This is a genomic window from Streptomyces sp. NPDC028910 (assembly GCF_055564955.1).
Window position 1 is genome coordinate 211,641 of record NZ_JBVHVF010000008.1, and the last position, 18,099, is coordinate 229,739.

General features: G+C 74.0%; 18 protein-coding genes. 9 read left to right on the forward strand and 9 right to left on the reverse strand.

Annotated features, from left to right (window positions below; genetic code table 11):
* Positions 1 to 18: 18 nt before the first annotated feature.
* Both ACZ4TV_RS13740 and ACZ4TV_RS13745 read right to left on the reverse strand, forming a co-directional pair.
* Positions 19 to 858, reverse strand: coding sequence for a siderophore-interacting protein (locus ACZ4TV_RS13740; RefSeq protein ID WP_468134057.1), 840 nt, complete (start codon positions 856 to 858; stop codon positions 19 to 21).
* Positions 859 to 907: 49 nt separating this feature from the next.
* Positions 908 to 1,813, reverse strand: coding sequence for a 5'-3' exonuclease (locus tag ACZ4TV_RS13745; RefSeq protein ID WP_468134121.1), 906 nt, complete (start codon positions 1,811 to 1,813; stop codon positions 908 to 910).
* Positions 1,814 to 2,036: 223 nt separating this feature from the next.
* Here ACZ4TV_RS13745 and ACZ4TV_RS13750 point away from each other — a divergent pair, with 223 nt between their 5' ends.
* Together ACZ4TV_RS13750 and ACZ4TV_RS13755 are read left to right on the forward strand one after the other, a co-directional pair.
* Positions 2,037 to 2,687: a helix-turn-helix domain-containing protein gene (locus ACZ4TV_RS13750; protein WP_468134059.1), complete on the forward strand. Its 651-nt coding sequence runs from the start codon at positions 2,037 to 2,039 to the stop codon at positions 2,685 to 2,687.
* On the forward strand, positions 2,684 to 3,412 hold the full coding sequence (locus ACZ4TV_RS13755) for a helical backbone metal receptor (protein ID WP_468134123.1): 729 nt from the start codon (positions 2,684 to 2,686) through the stop codon (positions 3,410 to 3,412). The genes ACZ4TV_RS13750 and ACZ4TV_RS13755 overlap by 4 nt, the downstream gene beginning before the upstream one ends.
* Positions 3,413 to 3,450: 38 nt before the next feature.
* Here the strand turns inward: ACZ4TV_RS13755 and ACZ4TV_RS13760 are convergent, their stop codons facing one another.
* From ACZ4TV_RS13760 to ACZ4TV_RS13770, 3 genes are all read right to left on the reverse strand, one after another.
* A complete protein-coding gene (locus ACZ4TV_RS13760; RefSeq protein WP_468134061.1) occupies positions 3,451 to 3,672 on the reverse strand; it encodes a helix-turn-helix domain-containing protein in 222 nt (73 codons plus the stop codon).
* A complete protein-coding gene (locus tag ACZ4TV_RS13765) occupies positions 3,672 to 4,148 on the reverse strand; it encodes a DUF2975 domain-containing protein (RefSeq protein ID WP_468134063.1) in 477 nt (158 codons plus the stop codon). Before ACZ4TV_RS13765 ends, ACZ4TV_RS13760 begins: the two co-directional genes overlap by 1 nt.
* A 75-nt stretch (positions 4,149 to 4,223) precedes the next feature.
* Positions 4,224 to 5,348: a TDT family transporter gene (locus ACZ4TV_RS13770; protein WP_468134065.1), complete on the reverse strand. Its 1,125-nt coding sequence runs from the start codon at positions 5,346 to 5,348 to the stop codon at positions 4,224 to 4,226.
* Positions 5,349 to 5,418: 70 nt separating this feature from the next.
* Here ACZ4TV_RS13770 and ACZ4TV_RS13775 point away from each other — a divergent pair, with 70 nt between their 5' ends.
* Positions 5,419 to 6,342, forward strand: a complete 924-nt coding sequence (locus tag ACZ4TV_RS13775; RefSeq protein WP_468134067.1) for a LysR family transcriptional regulator — start codon at positions 5,419 to 5,421, stop codon at positions 6,340 to 6,342.
* Between the two features lie 238 nt (positions 6,343 to 6,580).
* Here ACZ4TV_RS13775 and ACZ4TV_RS13780 read toward each other — a convergent pair whose 3' ends face one another.
* The 3 genes from ACZ4TV_RS13780 to ACZ4TV_RS13790 all read right to left on the reverse strand — a co-directional run bounded on the left by ACZ4TV_RS13780 (position 6,581) and on the right by ACZ4TV_RS13790 (position 9,728).
* Positions 6,581 to 7,288: a gamma-glutamyl-gamma-aminobutyrate hydrolase family protein gene (locus ACZ4TV_RS13780; RefSeq protein WP_468134069.1), complete on the reverse strand. Its 708-nt coding sequence runs from the start codon at positions 7,286 to 7,288 to the stop codon at positions 6,581 to 6,583.
* 59 nt (positions 7,289 to 7,347) lie between these two features.
* A complete protein-coding gene (gene eat / locus ACZ4TV_RS13785) occupies positions 7,348 to 8,817 on the reverse strand; it encodes an ethanolamine permease (protein WP_468134071.1) in 1,470 nt (489 codons plus the stop codon).
* A 164-nt stretch (positions 8,818 to 8,981) separates the two neighbouring features.
* Positions 8,982 to 9,728, reverse strand: coding sequence for a FadR/GntR family transcriptional regulator (locus ACZ4TV_RS13790; RefSeq protein ID WP_468134073.1), 747 nt, complete (start codon positions 9,726 to 9,728; stop codon positions 8,982 to 8,984).
* Positions 9,729 to 9,805: 77 nt separating this feature from the next.
* Here ACZ4TV_RS13790 and ACZ4TV_RS13795 point away from each other — a divergent pair, with 77 nt between their 5' ends.
* The 3 genes from ACZ4TV_RS13795 to ACZ4TV_RS13805 are packed head-to-tail and all read left to right on the forward strand — an operon-like array spanning position 9,806 to position 13,411.
* Complete coding sequence (locus ACZ4TV_RS13795; protein ID WP_468134075.1) at positions 9,806 to 11,170, forward strand: glutamine synthetase family protein; 1,365 nt, start codon at positions 9,806 to 9,808, stop codon at positions 11,168 to 11,170.
* Between the two features lie 49 nt (positions 11,171 to 11,219).
* Positions 11,220 to 12,611 carry an aldehyde dehydrogenase family protein gene (locus tag ACZ4TV_RS13800; RefSeq protein WP_468134077.1) on the forward strand — a complete coding sequence of 464 codons (1,392 nt, stop codon included), beginning with the start codon at positions 11,220 to 11,222 and terminating at the stop codon, positions 12,609 to 12,611.
* Positions 12,612 to 12,616: 5 nt separating this feature from the next.
* Complete coding sequence (locus tag ACZ4TV_RS13805) at positions 12,617 to 13,411, forward strand: 3-oxoacyl-ACP reductase (RefSeq protein WP_468134079.1); 795 nt, start codon at positions 12,617 to 12,619, stop codon at positions 13,409 to 13,411.
* A 64-nt stretch (positions 13,412 to 13,475) separates the two neighbouring features.
* On the opposite strand, the gene ACZ4TV_RS13810 is transcribed toward ACZ4TV_RS13805, so the two are convergent.
* Positions 13,476 to 14,678 (reverse strand): amino acid deaminase/aldolase, encoded by a 1,203-nt coding sequence (locus tag ACZ4TV_RS13810; protein WP_468134081.1) that lies wholly within the window; start codon positions 14,676 to 14,678, stop codon positions 13,476 to 13,478.
* A 431-nt stretch (positions 14,679 to 15,109) separates the two neighbouring features.
* On the opposite strand from ACZ4TV_RS13810, the gene ACZ4TV_RS13815 reads away from it, so the two are divergent.
* The 3 genes from ACZ4TV_RS13815 to ACZ4TV_RS13825 all read left to right on the forward strand — a co-directional run bounded on the left by ACZ4TV_RS13815 (position 15,110) and on the right by ACZ4TV_RS13825 (position 17,955).
* Positions 15,110 to 15,913, forward strand: a complete 804-nt coding sequence (locus tag ACZ4TV_RS13815; protein WP_468134083.1) for a hypothetical protein — start codon at positions 15,110 to 15,112, stop codon at positions 15,911 to 15,913.
* Positions 15,910 to 17,130, forward strand: a complete 1,221-nt coding sequence (gene mycP, locus ACZ4TV_RS13820; protein ID WP_468134085.1) for a type VII secretion-associated serine protease mycosin — start codon at positions 15,910 to 15,912, stop codon at positions 17,128 to 17,130. Before ACZ4TV_RS13815 ends, mycP begins: the two co-directional genes overlap by 4 nt.
* A gap of 84 nt (positions 17,131 to 17,214) precedes the next feature.
* Positions 17,215 to 17,955, forward strand: coding sequence for an SseB family protein (locus ACZ4TV_RS13825; RefSeq protein ID WP_468134087.1), 741 nt, complete (start codon positions 17,215 to 17,217; stop codon positions 17,953 to 17,955).
* Positions 17,956 to 18,099: the final 144 nt, after the last annotated feature.

Here is an 18,099-nt window from a genome sequence, read left to right on the forward strand (position 1 = left end):
GGCGACGGCGGCAGGAGGCTACGCGGCCGCGGCGCGGTCCTGTTCGGCTTCGATCGCCGCGTTCCAGTCGCGCTTGATCGCGCGCCAGCCCTCGTCCGTCTCGCCCAGGCGCCAGTAGCCCGAGATCGACAGGCGTTCGCGCGGGATGCCGCGCTCCAGGCGCAGGTGGCGGCGCAGGTCCTTGACGAAGCCGGCCTCGCCGTGGACGAAGGCGTGGACGTCGGTGGAGGGGAATTCCAGGGAGGTGACCGCCTCCACCAGGGCCTCGCCGATCGGGCGGCCGGCGCGGTGGAGCCAGACCGGGACGACGCCGGCGGGGGTGGCGATCTTCAGTTCGTCGGCCGGGCCGTCGATCTCCACGATGGCGTGGACCACGGCGCCCGCCGGCATCCGCTCCATCGCCGCGGCGATGGCCGGCAGCGCGCTCTCGTCGCCGACCAGCAGGTGCCAGCCGGCCACCGGGTCCGGGGCGTACGCCCCGCCCGGGCCGAGGAAGCGGACGAGCTCACCCGGCTGGACCCGGGCCGCCCACGGGCCGGCCAGGCCCTCGTCGCCGTGGACGACGAAGTCGAGGGTCAGCTCCAGGTGCGCCGGGTCCCAGTTCCGTACGGTGTACGCGCGCTGGCGCGGCCACTGCGCGCGCGGGAACTCGGCGCGGATCTGCTCCAGGTTCCACGGCGCGGGGTAGGTGACGCCCTCCGGGGAGAAGAGGATCTTGATGTAGTGGTCGGTGAACTCGCCCGCACCGAAGTCCGCCAGGCCCTCACCGCCCAGCACGAGCCGCACCATGTGCGGTGAGAGCCGCTCGGTGCGTACGACGACTGCGGTGCCGACGGTGCGGGCGCGTCCTTCTGCCACGGTGTCTCCCCTGACTCCCCTGAAACTTAGCCTTACCTAAGTTAGCACCTCAGTGGCGCAGCGCACTGCTCAGGCGAGTGACTGCTCCCCCCAGACCCCACCGATGGGCTAGTGCGTCGACCAGTTCCGGTTGTGCCGGGGCCGCCGGCAGGGCCGGGTCGAACGGCGGCAGCGGGACGTCCGAGGCCACCTGGACCACCTTCGGTGCCACCGCCAGATACGGCCGGGACTCGTCCAGCCGCTTGCGCTGGGTGAGGGTCAGCTTCGACTTCGGGTCGTCGATCGCCGCGACGATCCCGGCCAGGGAGCCGTAGGCGTCGAGGAGCTTGGCCGCCGTCTTCTCGCCGATGCCGGGAACGCCCGGCAGGCCGTCGCTCGGGTCGCCGCGCAGCAGCGCCAGGTCCGCGTACCCGGGGCCGTCAACCCCGTACTTCTCCCGCAGCCACGCCTCGTCCGTCACCTGCAGGCTGCCCACGCCCTTCAGGGGGTACAGCACCCGCCGCTGCCGGGCGTCGTCGACCAGCTGGTACAGGTCCCGGTCACCGGTGACGATGTCCACCGGGCCGGTGGCGCGCGCGGTGAGCGTACCGATCACGTCGTCCGCCTCGTATCCGGCGACCCCCACCCGGGCGATGCCGAAGGCGTCCAGCGCCGTCTCGATGATCGGCACCTGCGGGGCGAGCGTGTCCGGGATCTCCTCCAGGTCGGGGCCGGTCTCGTGCTCGCGCGCCACCCGATGGGCCTTGTACGAGGGGATCAGCTCCACCCGCCAGTGCGGCCGCCAGTCGGCGTCCATGCACGCCACCAGATCGTCCGGCCGGTGGTCCTGGACGAGCCGGCCGATGAAGTCCAGCAGCCCGCGCACGGCGTTGACCGGGGTGCCGTCAGGGGCCTTCACGGAATCCGGCACACCGAAGTAGGCGCGGAAGTAGAGGGAGGCGGTGTCCAGGAGCATCAGGCGTCGTGTCGTCACGGAGTCGATGATGCCGCAACGCGTCCCGGGGGTGTCTCGGCCGCCGGGACACCCCCGGGGCCGCGCCGGAGACGGCCGGCGGGCCGCCACGGACAGTGAGCGGACGGGCACGGGAAGGGCCGTGCACGCGAAACCGGAGGCGGTTGCTGCGTAAGGTGCTTACAGCACACCGATGTGCGACAGATATGGGGAGGGCAGCCCCGACATGAACGACAGGGACGGCACGGACGGCACTGACGGCCTGAGCGGCAAGCTGGACGACAGGGACGACAAGAGCAAGGACAAGGACGGCAAGGAACCGCTGCGGGTGGGCGTGGCCGTGCGCAAGCGGCGCCGCGCGCTGCACCTCACGCTGGCCGCCGTGTCGGCGCGCAGCGGTCTGTCGGTGCCCTTCCTGAGTCAGATAGAGAACGAGCGGGCCCGGCCCAGCATGCGGTCCCTGGAGCGGGTCGCGGACGCGCTGGAGACCACGGCCGTCGAACTGCTGGCCGCTTCCGACACCGCGCGCACGGTGGCCCTCGTACGGGCCGGAGACGAGTCCGGGCTGACCCCGGCCCCGGGCGTACGGGCCCTCGTACGCGGTCACCACCAGCTGCACGCGCTGGAATTCACGGGGGACCAGGACGCCGGACGCGAGTACCAGCACCGCAACGACGAGCTGATGTACGTGGTCGAGGGCGCCTGCCAGGTGGAGGCGGAGGGGCGGGCGTACCGGCTGGAGAGCGGCGACGCGCTGTTCCTGTCGGGGGGCGTGCGCCACCGCTGGCGGGCCGTCACCGAGGACACCCGGATCCTGGTGGTCGCGGTGGGCGACCACATCCACGCGACGTCCGAACCCCCGTCGCCGGGGCGCTGAGCGGCGTGCGTCGGGTCGTGTCGCTGGTCCCGTCGCTGACCGAGGCGGTGGCCGTGAGCGCGCCGGGGCTGCTGGTCGGGGTCACGGACTGGTGCACGCACCCCAAGGACCTGGGGAGCGCGGTGCGGATCGGGGGGACGAAGAACCCCGACGTACGGAAGATCGCCGGGCTCCGCCCGGACCTGGTGATCGCCAACGAGGAGGAGAACCGGGCCCCGGACCTGGCGGCGCTGCGCGCGGCCGGGGTGGAGGTGCTGGTCACCGAGGTACGGGACCTGCCGCAGGCGCTGCGGGAGCTGGACCGGGTGCTCGTGGGGGCGCTGGGGCTGGCGAGGCCGGGGTGGCTGGCGGACGCCGAGGCCGCGTGGGCCCGGGTGGAGCCGGTCGGTGCGCTCACCGCCTTCGTGCCGGTGTGGCGACGGCCGTGGATGGTGCTGGGGCGGGACACCTTCGCGGGGGACCTGCTGGCACGGCTGGGGGTCCGCAACGTGTACGCCGGGCACCGCGAGCGGTATCCGCGGGTGCCGGTGGAGGAGCTCGCCGCCGGCGGCTGCGATCTGGTGGTGCTTCCGGACGAGCCGTACCGCTTCTCGGCCGAGGACGGGCCGGAGGCCTTCCCGGGGCTGCCCGCCGCGCTGGTCAGCGGGCGCCACCTCACCTGGTACGGGCCCTCGCTGACCGAGGCCGCCGCGGTTCTGGCCAAATCCCTGCGAGAGGCCGCGTAGGCCCTGTCCGGAGGAGCGGCCTGCGGCCTGCGGCCGGGTCAGCCGTCCGCGGGGGCGTCGGCCTCCCATCGCAGTAGGTCTCCCGGCTGGCATTCGAGGGCCTCGCACAGCGCCGCGAGCGTCGCGAAGCGCACCGCCTTGGCGCGGCCGTTCTTGAGGACCGCCAGGTTGGCGGGGGTGATCCCGACGCGTTCGGCCAGCTCGCCCACGGACATCTTCCGCCTCGCCAGCATCACGTCGATGTCGACGGCGATCGGCATCAGATCACCTCGTCCAGCTCGGCCTGCATCCGCGCCGCCTGGGCGAGCAGCATCCGCAGCACGAGCACGATGAGCGCGACCCCGAGGACCGCCACGACGACCCCGCAGATCAGCAGGACCACGCCCGGGGCGACGGCCTCGCCCGGCGCCAGGACCACCGCGAACGCGAACACCAGGAGGGCGGCCGCCACGAACGCGCCGATCACGACGTCCACGTACCGGAAGGCGGCGTGGGAGAAGACCGTTCCGCGGCGCACCATCGTCACCAGCCGCCATACGCAGACCAGGACCACCTGGGCCGCGACGACACCGAGGACCGTGATCACGAGGACCGGGGTGCGCAGGTGCGCGACCTCGGCGGTGAGCTCCCGCATGTCGATGGCCAGCAGCGGCACCATCACCGCCTGCACGAACACCGAGCCGGCCAGCAGCACCACCAGCACGGCGCGCAGCGCGAGCACTGTCAGCTTTCCCATCATCTCTCCCTCGGTCGAGCAACGATGGAAATCTATCGAGATTCGATAGGTGTGACAAGCCCCGTACGAGACGGCTCAGCGGGGAGCGGACAGGAGGCGGCCCGTGGACAGGCCGTGCAGGGTGCGGGCGGCCGCCAGCAGCCAGGCGGTCACCAGCGCGAGGAAGAGCGCGGTGGCGAGCCAGGCGAAGGCCGTCAGGCCGGTGTGGTGGGCCAGGCCGGTGGCGCCGGTGACGCAGGTGCCGAGGGGAAAGGTCAGCGCCCACCAGGTCATGGCGAAACCCATGCCGTGACGGGCCGCCCGGAGCAGCATGGCCGCGGCGAGGGCCAGCCAGAGCAGCGCGAAGCCCATCACGGGGACCCCGTAGACGACGGCGAAGGCGCTCAGCGCTCCGGCGTAGGGGGCGCCGATCGACTGGTGGGCGACGTCGGCGAGCTGGTTCACGGCGGTGGTGGACTGGCCCAGGGGGCCGAGGACCAGGAAGAGCGTGGGCGTCAGGGCCAGGGGGAGGGGGCCACCGACGATCAGCCGGCCGAAGATCAGGGGGAGCATCAGCAGGGTGGCGAGCAGGCTGATGCCGAACATGGCGTAGCAGGCGAGCAGCAGGGCCTCGCGGGGCTGGCCGGCCGGCAGGTGGGGGATCAGCAGCGGGCCCACGGCGGCGGAGACCATCGGGGCGACCAGGGGGAGCAGCCAGACGGGGGTGGCCTGGCGGGGCTCGACCTTGTGGCGTACGACCATCAGGTAGGGCACGACCACGGCCATGACCAGGCCTATCGCGGTGCCGGCGGTGAAGAGGGCGGCGTCCACGGCGACGGCCGCGCCGGTCCCGATGAGGTCCTTGCCGACGATGAGGGTCCCGGCGCCCACGGCCAGCAGCGCCATCGAGAGGCAGCCGTAGAAGGGGGCGACGGCGGGATCGAGGAGGTGGGCGCGGGCCTGGTCGCGGTGGTGGAGCCAGTGGCCGGCGCGGGCGGTGAGCAGGACGGCGAGGACGGCGGCGGACAGCGCCCAGACGAGCTGGCAGGCGACGCGCTGGCCGGGGAGCTGGTACGGGAGGGTGGCGCCGGCGTTGGCGATGATCGCCGTGCCCATGACGGAGGCGTACCAGTTGGGGCCGAGGTGCCGGAGCGCGGGGGCCTTGTGGGCGCGGGGCGCGGGCTCGGTGAGGGTGCGGGGTCGCACGAGGGTGGTGGCCATGGATCCAGCGTCGTCCCAGGTGGGAGCGGGCGGCAGAGGCCATCTTCCTATGAGGCCATAAACTGATGTTATGGGTGAAGAGGAGTGGGTTCCGCTGGCGCACCGGGTGCCGGACCTGGGCGCGCTGGAGCTGCTGCTCGCGGTCGCGCGGGTCGGCAGCCTGAGCGGCGCCGCCCGGCGGCTGGGGATCACGCAGCCCGCGGCGAGCAGCCGGATCCGGGCGATGGAGACGCGGCTCGGCGTGGCGCTGGTGGACCGGTCGCCGCGGGGGTCGACGCTGACGGCGGAGGGTGCGCTGGTCACGGACTGGGCCCGGCGGGTGGTGGAGGCGGCGGAGGCCTTCGACGCGGGGGCGCAGGCGCTGAGGGGGCGGCGGGACTCGCGGCTCCGGGTGGCCGCCAGCATGACCATCGCGGAGTACCTGCTGCCCGGCTGGCTGATCGCGCTGCGCGGGCAGCGGCCGGACACGGCGGTGTCGCTGCACGCGGGGAACTCGGCGGTGGTCGCCGAACGGGTCCTCGCGCACGAGGCCGACCTCGGCTTCGTGGAGGGGCTGACGGTGCCGGAGGGACTGGACTCGGCGGTGATCGCGCAGGACCGGCTGGTGGTGGCGGTGGCGCCCGGGCACGCGTGGGCGCGGCGCTCGCGGGGGGTGGAGGCGGCGGAACTGGCGGCGACGCCGCTGATCCTGCGGGAGCGGGGGTCGGGGACGCGGCAGGTGCTGGACGCGGCGCTCGCCGGGTGCGGGGGGCTGGCGGCGCCGCTGCTGGAGCTGGCCTCGACCACGGCGGTGAAGGCGGCGGCGCTGAGCGGCGCCGGGCCGTGTGTCCTGTCGGAGCTCGCCGTGGGGGACGAGGTGGCGGCGCGGCGGCTGGTGGAGGTGCCGGTGTCGGGGGCCGGGCTGGGGCGGGCCCTGCGGGCGGTCTGGCCGGGGGGCTCGCGCCCGGCGGGTCCGGCGCGTGATCTGCTGTCGCTGACGCGGGGGAAGGCGTAGCTGCGGATTCGGGTGCGGCGCGGTTGCCGGGGGCGCTGCCCCCGGACCCCCGCGCCTCAAACGCCGGCGGGGCTGAAAGAGCGCCTCAAACGCCGGCGGGGCTGAAAGAGCGCCTCAAACGCCGGCGGGGCTGGGGTTTGGCCCGGCGGGGCTGGGTTTGGCCGGGCGGAGCTGGGTTTGGCCGGGCGGGGCTGGGTTGGCCGGGCGGGGCTGGTTTGGCCGGTGGGGCTGGATGTGGTCAGGCCACCGGGACCGCCGCGCGGGCCATGGCCGCTTCGATCAGGGACGACATCACCCTCGTGTCCTTGTCCCGCTCCGGGTGCCACTGGACGCCCAGGACCCAGCGCGCCGGGTCGGGCAGTTCGATCGCCTCCACCGTGCCGTCGACCGCGTGGGCCGAGACGACCAGGCCGTGGCCCAGGCGGTCGACGGCCTGGTGGTGGTAGGTCGGGACCTGGGCCTCCTCCGGGACCAGCGCCGCGTACCGGGTGCCCGGGACCGGGCGGACCGGATGCCAGGACGTGCCGCCCGGGGTGTCGACGTGGCCGTCGATGTGCTGGATCAGCGTGCCGCCCAGGACCACGTTCAGCGCCTGCATGCCCCGGCAGATGCCCAGCACGGGCACGTCCGCCTCCAGTGCGGCCGCGATCAGGGCGAGCTCCCAGTGGTCGCGCACCGTCGCGGGGTCGCCCGTACGGGGGTCGCGTGCGGCGCCGTAGTGGACCGGGTCCACGTCCGGGCCGCCCGCGACGACCAGGCCGTCCACCCGGCTCAGCACCTCCGCCGCCGATCCGGGTTCGTCCGGGGGGAGCAGCACGGCCGCGCCGCCCGCCGCCTGGACGAGTTCGTAGTACCCGGTCGGTACCAGGGACGTCGGGAGGTCCCAGACCCCGTAGCGGGTGGATTCCTCGACGTAGGTGGTGATGCCGATGAGCGGCCTGGGCACGTTCTTTACCTCCATGGCGGGTCGAGACGGTCGGGAGTCGAGACGGTCGGGAAAGGATCTCAGTCGCGGGTCAGTTCCGCCTCGGCTTCCGCGAGGGCCGCGAACTCCTCCTCCGGGGCGGAGGCCACGAGGTGGTGCCGACTGTAGATCGCGAAGTAGGCGAGGGCGACGGCGTACACGGCCAGTGCGATGAATGCCGCGTCCTTGTCCACCAGGAAGGTGGCGACCAGGGCCGACAGGGCGAGTGTGAAGGCCACCGAGGAGGTCAGGACCCCGCCCGGGGTGCGGTACGGGCGCTCCAGATCCGGCTCCCGGCGGCGCAGCACGATGTGCGAGAGGGCCATCAGGGCGTAGGAGATGGTCGCGCCGAAGACCGCGATGTTGAGCATGCGGGCGCCGTCGCCGCTGGCCGCGGCCAGGGCGAAGCCGATCGCGCCGGGGATGACGAGACCCAGGTACGGGGCCTTGCGCTTCGAGGTGAGCGAGAGGAAGCGGGGCAGGTAACCGGCCCGCGAGAGGGCGAAGAGCTGGCGCGAGCCCGCGTAGATGAGCGAGAAGAAGGAGGCCACCAGGCCGGCCAGGCCGGCGTAGTTCACGAAGCGGCTCAGCGCGGTCGGGCCGCCGTCCCCCTCCAGGGCCACGACCAGCGGGTTGCCCGCGGCTTTGACGGCGTCGGCGCCCTGGGCGCCGGTCGCGGCGAAGAAGGTGATCAGCGCCAGCAGGGCGAGGACGCCCATGGAGAGGGAGAGCGCCTTCGGCATGGAGCGGACCGGATCCTTCGCCTCCTCGGCCGCCAGCGGTACGCCTTCCACACCGAGGAAGAACCACATGCCGAAGGGGAAGGCGGCCCAGATGCCCAGCAGGCCCAGCGGCAGCCAGGAGTTCGAGCCGAGCGCGTCCGCGTCCACCGGGATGTCGTTCAGGCCGCCTGCCTCGAACTCGGTGAAGGCCCCCACCGCGAAGATCAGCAGCGCGGCGACGGCGATGGCGGTCACGACGAGGCTGAAGCGGAGCGCCTCACCGACGCCCCAGAGGTGGACGCCGATGAAGATGACGAAGCAGCCGAGGTAGACCGGCCAGCTGGAGGTGAGGCCGAAGAGGCCGAGGGACTCGACGTAGTCGCCGATGAAGATGACGATCGCGGCCGGGGCCAGGATGTACTCGATGAGGATGGCGGTGCCGGTGAGGAAGCCGCCCCAGGGGCCCAGCGCGCGGCGGGCGAAACCGTAGCCGCCGCCCGCCGTCGGCAGGATGGTGGACAGCTCCGCGAGGGAGAAGACCAGGCAGGCGTACATCGCGCCCATGAGGACGGTGGCGATGGCGAGGCCGCCGAAGCCGCCCTTGGCGAGGCCGAGGTTCCAGCCGGAGAAGTCCCCGGAGACGACGTACGCGACGCCGAGACCGGTGAGGAGCAGCCAGCCGGCGCTGCCGCGGCGCAGCGTGCGGCGTTGCAGGTAGTCGTCGCCGCCCTCGGGGGATGTGGTGGGTGCGGGCGCGGCTGTCAGCCGTGCCTCGATGTCGTCGGCCATCGTGCGCTCCTGCCTCAGGGCAATGGTTGTGGGGCGTACCTTTGCCGTAGTGGAGGGGAGCGCGCAAGACCTCTGCGTTAAACAGAAGTTACGAATGCCTCCCGCCCCTTGGAGCCCCGGCCCCCGGCCCCCCATCCCCCGGCCCCCCGGCCCCCCGGTTCCGCTCAGGCCAGGAAGCCCCGCAGCAGCGCCGCCGTGCCGCAGCAGTGCTCGCGCATCGTCTCGCGCGCCCCGGCCGCGTCCCGTTCCAGCACCGATTCCACCAGCGCGGTGTGCTGCTGCTGCGAGTGCTCCAGGTTGCGCACGAGCAGCGGGATGCAGTCCAGCAGGTCGTTGACGGTGGCCCGGACGGCCGCGTACTGGGCCGTCAGGGTGGCGGATCCGGCCAGCTCGCACAGGGTGAGGTGGAAGAGCGTGTCCTGGCGGCGATAGTCGGCGAGCGGGGCGTCGTGGGTGGCCCCCAGCGCGCCGAGCAGCCGTTCGGTGCCCTCCTCGGTCAGCCCCTGGGAGGCGCACAGCCCGGCCGCCCCCACCTCCAGGACCTCGCGGAAGCGCAGGACGTCCTCGATGTCCACCCCCGCGACGCGCCGGCGCAGCTCCTCCTCGGCGCCGCCGGCCGGGGTGTCGGGGCGGGGCAGCACAAACGTTCCGCCGTACCGACCGCGCCGCGACTCCACCAGTCCCTGGTCCTGCAGTACCTTCAGCACCTCGCGCAGGGTGACCCGGCTGATCCCCATCCGCTCGGCCAACTCGCGCTCGGGAGGCAGCCGTTCGCCGCCCGGCACCAGGCCCAGCCGGACCACCTGGAGGATCTGCTCCAGCGCCTCCTCGAAACCGTTGCCCGCCCGCACCTGCCGCAGCACCGGATTCAGCCGCCGTGCGGCGTCGCCCTCGCTCGCCGTCTCGGTCATCTCGGCTCCTCCCCTTCCCAAGCAATGGTTCTATTCAATACCTTAGGCCTCCTCGGCTCACCGAAGGAGAGATTCCCGTGGTAGACCGCAAGCCGCCGCTCGCGCCCGAGGAGCTCCGCTCCCTCGTCGCCAGCGGTGAGATCGACACAGTCGTCCTGGCCTTCCCCGACATGCAGGGGCGGCTCCAGGGCAAGCGGTTCGCCGCACAGTTCTTCCTCGACGAGGTCCTCGAGCACGGCACCGAGGGCTGCAACTACCTCCTCGCCGTCGACACCGACATGAACACCGTCGACGGGTACGAGATGTCCTCCTGGGACCGGGGCTACGGCGACTTCGCCATGCACCCGGACCCCGCCACCCTGCGCCGCATCCCCTGGAACCCCGGCAGCGCCTTCCTCATGGCCGACCTCGCCTGGAACGACGGCTCGCCCGTCGTCGCCGCTCCCCGGCAGATCCTGCGCCGCCAGCTGGAGCGCCTCGCCGAGCACGGGTACACCGCGATGGTCGGCACCGAGCTGGAGTTCATGGTCTTCCAGGACACCTACGAGCAGGCCTGGAACTCCCACTACCGCGGCCTGACCCCCGCCAACCAGTACAACATCGACTACTCCGTCCTCGGGACCGGCCGCGTCGAACCCCTGCTGCGCCGCATCCGCAACGAGATGCAGGCCGCGGGCCTGATCGTCGAGTCGGCCAAGGGGGAGTGCAACCTCGGCCAGCACGAGATCGCCTTCCGCTACGACGAGGCGCTGACCACCTGCGACCAGCACTCCGTCTACAAGACCGGGGCGAAGGAGATCGCCGCCCAGGAGGGCGTCTCGCTCACCTTCATGGCCAAGTACGACGAGCGCGAGGGCAACTCCTGTCACATCCACCTCTCGCTCAATGACGCCGACGGACGCAACGCGATGGCCGGAGACGGGCCGGGCGCCATGTCACCGGTGATGCGGCACTTCCTGGCCGGCCAGCTCGCCGCGCTGCGCGACTTCTCCCTTCTCTACGCCCCGAACATCAACTCGTACAAGCGTTTCCGGCCGGGATCCTTCGCGCCGACCGCCGTCGCCTGGGGCGTCGACAACCGCACCTGCGCGCTTCGGGTCGTCGGCCACGGCCGCTCCATGCGCTTCGAGAACCGCCTCCCCGGCGGGGACGTCAACCCCTACCTCGCCGTGGCCGGTCTCGTCGCCGCAGGGCTCTACGGCCTGGAGAACCGCCTGGAGCTGCCCGAGGCGTGCGCCGGCAACGCCTACACCGCCGACTACGCGCACGTGCCCGCCACCCTGCGCGAGGCCGCCGAGCTCTGGGAGAACAGCGAGATCGCCAAGGCCGCCTTCGGCCCCGAAGTGGTCGCCCACTACCGCAACATGGCCCGCGTGGAACTCGACGCGTACGACTCCGCGGTGACCGACTGGGAGCTGCGCCGCTCCTTCGAACGCCTCTGATCCCCGCCGAACCCCCGGGATCCGCGGGATCCCCCACCTTCGAACGACTGTGAGGCACCACGTGTCCGATGTGCTGGCCCCCTTCAATCTCAAAGTGTTGAATCCGGCCACCGAGGAAACCGTCGCCATCGTCCCGGCCGCCACACGGGACGACGTCGACGCCGCCGTCGCCCGGGCCGCCGCGGCCCAGCGCGCCTGGGCGGCGGCCGCCCCCGCCGACCGGGCCCGGCTCCTGCGCCGCTTCGCCGCGGTCGTCGACGGGCACATCGAGGAACTGGCGCAGCTGGAGGTCCGCGAAGCCGGCCACACCATCGGCAACGCCCGCTGGGAAGCCGGCAACGTCCGCGACCTCCTCGACTTCGCCGCCGGGGGAGTGGAACGGCTCTCCGGCCGTCAGATCCCCGTCGCCGGCGGCATCGACGTCACCTTCCTCGAACCCCTCGGCGTCATCGGCGTGATCGCCCCCTGGAACTTCCCCATGCCGATCGCCGCCTGGGGCCTGGCCCCGGCCCTCGCCGCCGGCAACGCCGTCCTCCTCAAGCCCGCCGAGACCACCCCGCTGACCGCGCTGCGCCTCGCCGAACTCGCCCTCGAAGCCGGGATCCCCGAGTACCTCTTCCAGGTGCTCCCCGGCCGCGGCGACGTCGCGGGCGACGCGCTCGTCGAACACCCCGGCGTGGCGAAGATCGTCTTCACCGGGTCCACCCGCGTCGGCAAGCAGATCATGGCCAAGTGCGCCGACCGGGTGAAGCGCGTCACCCTCGAACTCGGCGGCAAGAGCCCCAACATCGTCTTCGCCGACGCGGACCTGGAGGCCGCCGCGGCGGCCGCCCCGATGGCCTTCCTCGACAACACCGGCCAGGACTGCTGCGCCCGCACCCGGATCCTCGTACAGCGCTCCGCCTACGACCGCTTCCTGGAGCTCGTCGCCCCCGGCATCGCGTCCGTGGCCGTGGGCGACCCGCTCGACGAGAAGACGCAGATGGGCCCGCTGATCTCGCGGACCCAGCTGGACCGCGTACGGTCCTACGTCACCGACGACCTCACCGCGATCCGCGGCACGGCCCCCGACGGCCCCGGCTTCTGGTACCCGCCGACCCTCGTCACGGACGTGGCCCCCACGGCGCCCGTGGCCGCCGAGGAGGTCTTCGGCCCGGTCGCCGTCGTCCTGCCCTTCGAGGACGAGGAGGACGCCGTACGCCTGGCCAACGCGACCGAGTACGGCCTGTCCGGCTCGCTCTGGACCCGCGACATCGGCCGGGCGCTGCGCGTCTCGCGGGCCGTCGCCGCGGGCAACCTGTCCGTCAACTCCCACAGCAGCGTCCGCTACTGGACCCCCTTCGGCGGCTACAAGCAGTCCGGACTCGGCCGCGAGCTCGGACCCGACGCCCTCACCGCTTTCACCGAGACCAAGAACGTCTTCATCAGCACGGAGGCCTGATCCGCATGTCGAACGACAAGAACGAAGAAATCGTCTGCCGCCGCCTCGTCGGCCGCACCGCCGTCATCACCGGAGCCGGCAGCGGCATCGGCCTCGCCACCGCCCGCCGGCTGGCCTCCGAAGGCGCCCACATCGTGTGCGCGGACATCGACGAGACGGCCGGCAAGGCCGCCGCCGAGGAGGTGGGCGGCACCTTCGTCCAAGTCGACGTCACCGACAAGGAACAGGTCGACGCCCTCTTCAAGACGGCCTACGACACCTACGGCTCCGTCGACATCGCCTTCAACAACGCGGGCATCTCGCCCCCGGACGACGACTCCATCCTCACCACCGAACTCGACGCCTGGCGCCGGGTGCAGGACGTCAACCTCACCTCCGTCTACCTGTGCTGCAAGGCTGCCCTGCCCTACATGCGCGAGCAGGGCCGCGGCTCGATCATCAACACCGCCTCCTTCGTGGCCATCATGGGCGCCGCCACCTCCCAGATCTCCTACACCGCGTCCAAGGGCGGCGTACTGGCCATGTCCCGCGAGCTCGGCGTGCAGTTCGCCCGCGAGGGCATCCGGGTCAACGCCCTGTGCCCCGGGCCCGTCAACACCCCGCTGCTCCAAGAGCTGTTCGCCAAGGACCCGGAGCGCGCCGCCCGCCGCCTCGTGCACATCCCGCTGGGCCGGTTCGCCGAGCCCACCGAGATCGCCGCCGCCGTCGCCTTCCTCGCCAGCGACGACTCCTCCTTCATCAACGCCACCGACTTCCTCGTGGACGGCGGCATCTCCGGCGCGTACGTGACCCCGCTGTAGGCCTCCCCCCCCATCCAGCGGACAGCCGGGGGAGAGTACGCCACGACGGGCTACGTCGGCCCGATCACAGGAACGTACGGCCCTCGCCCCGGTACGTCGGGGCGGTGGCCGTCACCCGGTCGCCCTCCACCAGGTGCAGCGTGTCGAAGCGCTCGCACAGCTCGCCTGCCTTCGCGTGGCGGAACCACACCCGGTCGCCGATCAGCAGATCGTCGGCCGGGCCGCCCAGCAGCGGGGTCTGCACCTCGCCGGCGCCCTCCTGGGGGTCGTAGCGCAGCCCCTGGGGCAGATACGGAACCGGCAGCCGGTCCGCGCCGGCCGCGCCCGAGGCGGGGTAGCCGCCCCCGAGCACGGTCACCACGCCCACACCGGGCCTGCGCACCACGGGCTGGGCGAACAGCGCGGCCGGACGCCCGCTGAAGGAGGTGTAGTTGTCGAAGAGCCGGGGCACGTAGAGCCCCGACCCGGCGGCTATCTCCGTCACCGCTTCTTCGGCGGCGGTCTGCTGCACGCTGCCGGTCCCGCCGCCGTTGACGAACTCCAGATCCGGTACGACGGCCCGCACGGCCCGCACCACCGCGGCCCGCCGCGCCGCCAGCTCCTTGCGGGCCGCGCTCTGCATCAGCCGGATGGCCCGGGAGCGCAGCGGCCGGCCGGCCAGCGCGTCCCCGACCCCGGCGACGTGACCCTCGTACGCCATCAGCCCGACCACCCGGAATCCGGGCCGGGCGGCGACCGTACGGGCCAGCTCGGCCAGCTGGCCGGGCTCGCGCAGCGGTGAGCGGCGGGCCCCGACGCGAACCCTGCCGCCGAGCAGGTGCAGCGCGGTGTCCAGCTCCAGACAGACCCGGATCTCCTCCGCGCCCCCGTCCCGGGCCCCGTCGATCAGCTCCAGCTGCGCGGGATCGTCCACCATCACCGTGACCGCGCCGGCCAGCTTGGCGTCGTTCGCCAGCTCACCGAAGCCGCCCCGGTCGGCGGAGGGATAGGCGAGGAGCACGTCCTCGAACCCGGACCGGGCCAGCCAGAGCGACTCGGCGAGGGTGTACGACATGATCCCGGCGAACCCCGGCCGGGCTAGCACCCGTTCGAGCAGCGCACGGCACCGGACCGACTTGCTGGCGACCCGGACCGGCTTCCCGCCGGCCCGGCGCACGAGGTCGTCGGCGTTGGCGTCGAAGGCGTCGAGGTCCACGAGGGCCAACGGCGCGTCCAGGTGCGCGGTCGCCCGGTCGTACCGGGCGCGGTCGGCGGCGGGGGAGTTCATGGGCGGCAGCTTGCCAGAGGTCTCTACCGCTGGGTAGAGGCCCACAGCCCCCACCCAGCCCCACCTCCGGCCGTACCCGAGGCGCCGCCCGCGACCCACGACCCGGCCAGCCCCCGGCCGGGGCCGTCCTACGCCCCCGGCGAGGTCCCACCGGCCCGAACCGACCCCGGCCTCCTCCCGAAGCCGGGCCGGGCCACCACCCCGCACCGGGCCGGGGAGTCACCGCCCCGGCCTGGCCGGGTGCCGCCGTCGGTGTTCGCGGGTAGGCGGCGTGCTGGTGCCGGGCTCGGGCCGGGGTGGGGTCGGGCGGCTGGCTCGGGTCCAGCCGGGGCACCGATCCAGGGCTCGGCCGTTGGCTCCGCCGGGCGGCCGGCGAGGACCCCGTAGAGTACGGGGAGGCAGCCGTACGGAACGGGGGGCGGAGCCGCCGGATGACCACGACGACACCGCGGACCACGATCCTGGGCGAGCCCGATCCACCCCCGCCGCCCGCGCACGCGCCACCGCGCCGCAGCCCCGGCCGGGTCCTCGCCGCCGTGCTCTGCTTCCTCCTCGGCGGCGGCCTCGTCGGCGGAGCCGCCGTCACCACCTGGGCCGAACACCGCGCCGCGCACCGTCCCCTGGCCGCCGACGCCGCCTACCGCAAGGCCGAGTCGCTGTGGCGCGCCGCCCCCGTGGACAGCCTCCTCCCGCCCGTCCTGACCGGGCCCGCGGCCGGCCCCGGCGGCGCCGACCGGACCTGGACCCGCATCGCGCTCGCCCCCGACGCCGAGTGCTCGGCCGCCCTCGCCGCCGACTGGCAGAGCCTGCTGGCCGCCACCGGCTGCACCCGCGTGCTCCGCGCCACCTACACCGACGCCACCCGCAGCTCCCTGATCACCGTCGGCATGGTCTTCACCCCCGCCGACGCCCCCGCGATGACCGCGCTCACCGGCCGGATCACCGCCCCGCCCGCGTACGGATTCGCCGACGCCCAGCGCGCCGCCTGGGCCGCGTCCGTACGCGACGAGGCCCCCGTCGTCGTCTACGCCGTCTCCGCCTTCGCCGACGGCCGCCCGCTGGACGCTCCCCGCCCCGCCGAGGACCTGATGAAGAAGGACGCCACGGGAGCCGTCGCCCAGGCGGGCCTCGGCCACGAGGCCCGGGCGGTCGCCGACCGCATCGGGCACGGCGTGGCGCTCCTCGCCGCTCCGCCCGCCACGCCTGCTCCGCCCGCCCCGGAGGCCACGCGATGACCCGTCGACCGTTCCGGCGGCCTCGACAACTCCCAGGGCGGCCACGGGCGTTCGGGCAGGGCGCCGCCACCCTGATCACCGCCGCCCTCCTCGCGACGGCCACCGCGCCCCCGGCCGCCGCCGACGCCATCCGGGACCGCCAGTGGGGCCTCCTGGCGCTGCGGGCCGAGGAGGCCTGGGGCACCACCCGGGGCGACGGGGTGACCGTGGCCGTCCTGGACACCGGTGTCGACGCATCCCACCCCGACCTCGCCGGGCAGGTCCTCGAAGGCACCGACCTCATCGGCATGGGCGCCGGCCGCGGCGACCGCTCCTGGGCCCGTCACGGCACCGCCATGGCGAGCATCATCGCCGGGCACGGCCACGGCCCCAGCCGCGGCCAGGGCGTCCTCGGCGTCGCCCCGCAGGCGCGGATCCTGCCCGTCCGGGTGATCCTCGAGGAGGGTGACCCGGGCCGCGCCCAGGCCCGCGACAGCAAGGGCGGCGCCCTCGCCGAGGGCATCCGCTGGGCCGCGGACCACGGCGCCGACGTGATCAACCTGTCCCTCGGCGACGACAGCGACTCCGCCCACCACGAGGCGGGCGAGGACGAGGCCGTCCAGTACGCCCTCGCCAAGGGCGTGGTCGTCGTCGCCTCCGCGGGCAACGGCGGCGAGACGGGCGACCGCGTCTCCTACCCGGCCGCCTATCCGGGGGTCATCGCCGTCACCGCCGTCGACCGCCGCGGCAAGAAGGCCAAGTTCTCCACCCGCAACTGGTACGCCACCGTCAGCGCCCCCGGAGTCGACGTCGTCATCGCCGACCCCGACCGCTCGTACTACGAGGGCTGGGGCACCAGCGCCGCGGCGGCCTTCGTCTCCGGAGCCGCCGCCCTCGTCAAGGCCGCGCACCCCGACCTGTCCCCGGCCCAGATCAAGAAGCTGCTGGAGGACACCGCCTCCAACGCCCCGGCCGGCGGCCGCGACGACGCCCGCGGCCACGGGATGGTGGATCCCGCCGCCGCCCTGCAGGTCGCGGAGGCGATGCGGCCCGAGGCTCCGGTGCCCGCTCCCGCCGCGGCCGAGCGCCCGTACTTCGGCCCCGGCCCCGAGCCGGTCCGCCCGCCCGAACGGGGCGCCCGGCTCGGCGCCCCGGCGGCCGCGGTCGCGGGGGCGGCGCTGCTCGTACTGGCCGCCGTACTGGCGCGGCGCCCGCGACGGGGCACCCGGGGCCGCTAGCCCTGTCCGGGCCTAGCGGCCCCGTGCCAACCCCTCACGGCGCCGTCGCGCCCGGCACAGTAGGGTCGGGTAACTGTGGCGAACATGGCGAACAAGAACATTCCCGACCCGGGTTTCTCCGACGACGACGGCTCGGCCGATCCCCGGCTGACCGCGGCCCTGGCCGCCTGGGCCCAGGACAGGGCGAAGGAACCGGAGGTGCTGGCCGCGCTCAAGGACGCCCGCCTGCTGGTCCCGGTGGTCGCCGTCCTCGGCGAGGTGGAGACCGACCCGGAGACGGGCCTCAAGCGCGAGAAGACCAGCGACATGGCCGTCCCCACCCTGCGGGCCGGCGACCGGCGGGCCCTGCCCGCCTTCACCTCGATCGCCTCGCTCGCGCTCTGGGACCCGGCGGCCCGGCCGGTGGCGGTCCCGCTGCACCAGGCCCTGGCGGCCGCCGCGCACGAGAAGGCCGACACCGTGGTCCTGGACCTCGCCGGCCCCGTCCCTTACCAGCTCACCGGCTCCGCGCTGCGCGCACTCGCCGAAGGCCGTACGGACGCGGGCCCGCTGGCCGATCCCGCCGTACGGGAGGCCGTACGGGCCGCCGTGTCCGCGGAGCCGGCCGTGCTGCGCGCCCACCTCGGCCCGGGCGGCGCGGACGCCGACGGCACCCTCGCGATCGTGCTGGCCGCCGACGCGCAGGCCCCCGTGGCGGCCCGCCGCGTCGCCGAGGCACTGGCGGCGGACACCACCCTGCGGGCCCGGCTGGTGCGCGGGCTGGACCTGGCGCTGCTGCCGTCGGACGCGCCGGCTCCGCCCGGCGAGCCGCTGTTCACCCGCTGAGGGACGAGGAGAGGCGGGGGGGGGGGGGGGGGGGGGGGGGGGGGGGGGGGGGGTGGGGTTGGGGGGGGGGGGGGGGGGGGGGGGGGGGGGGGAGGGGGGGGGGGAGGGGGGGGGGCCCGTTCCCACACCCCCTGCTTTCGGTGG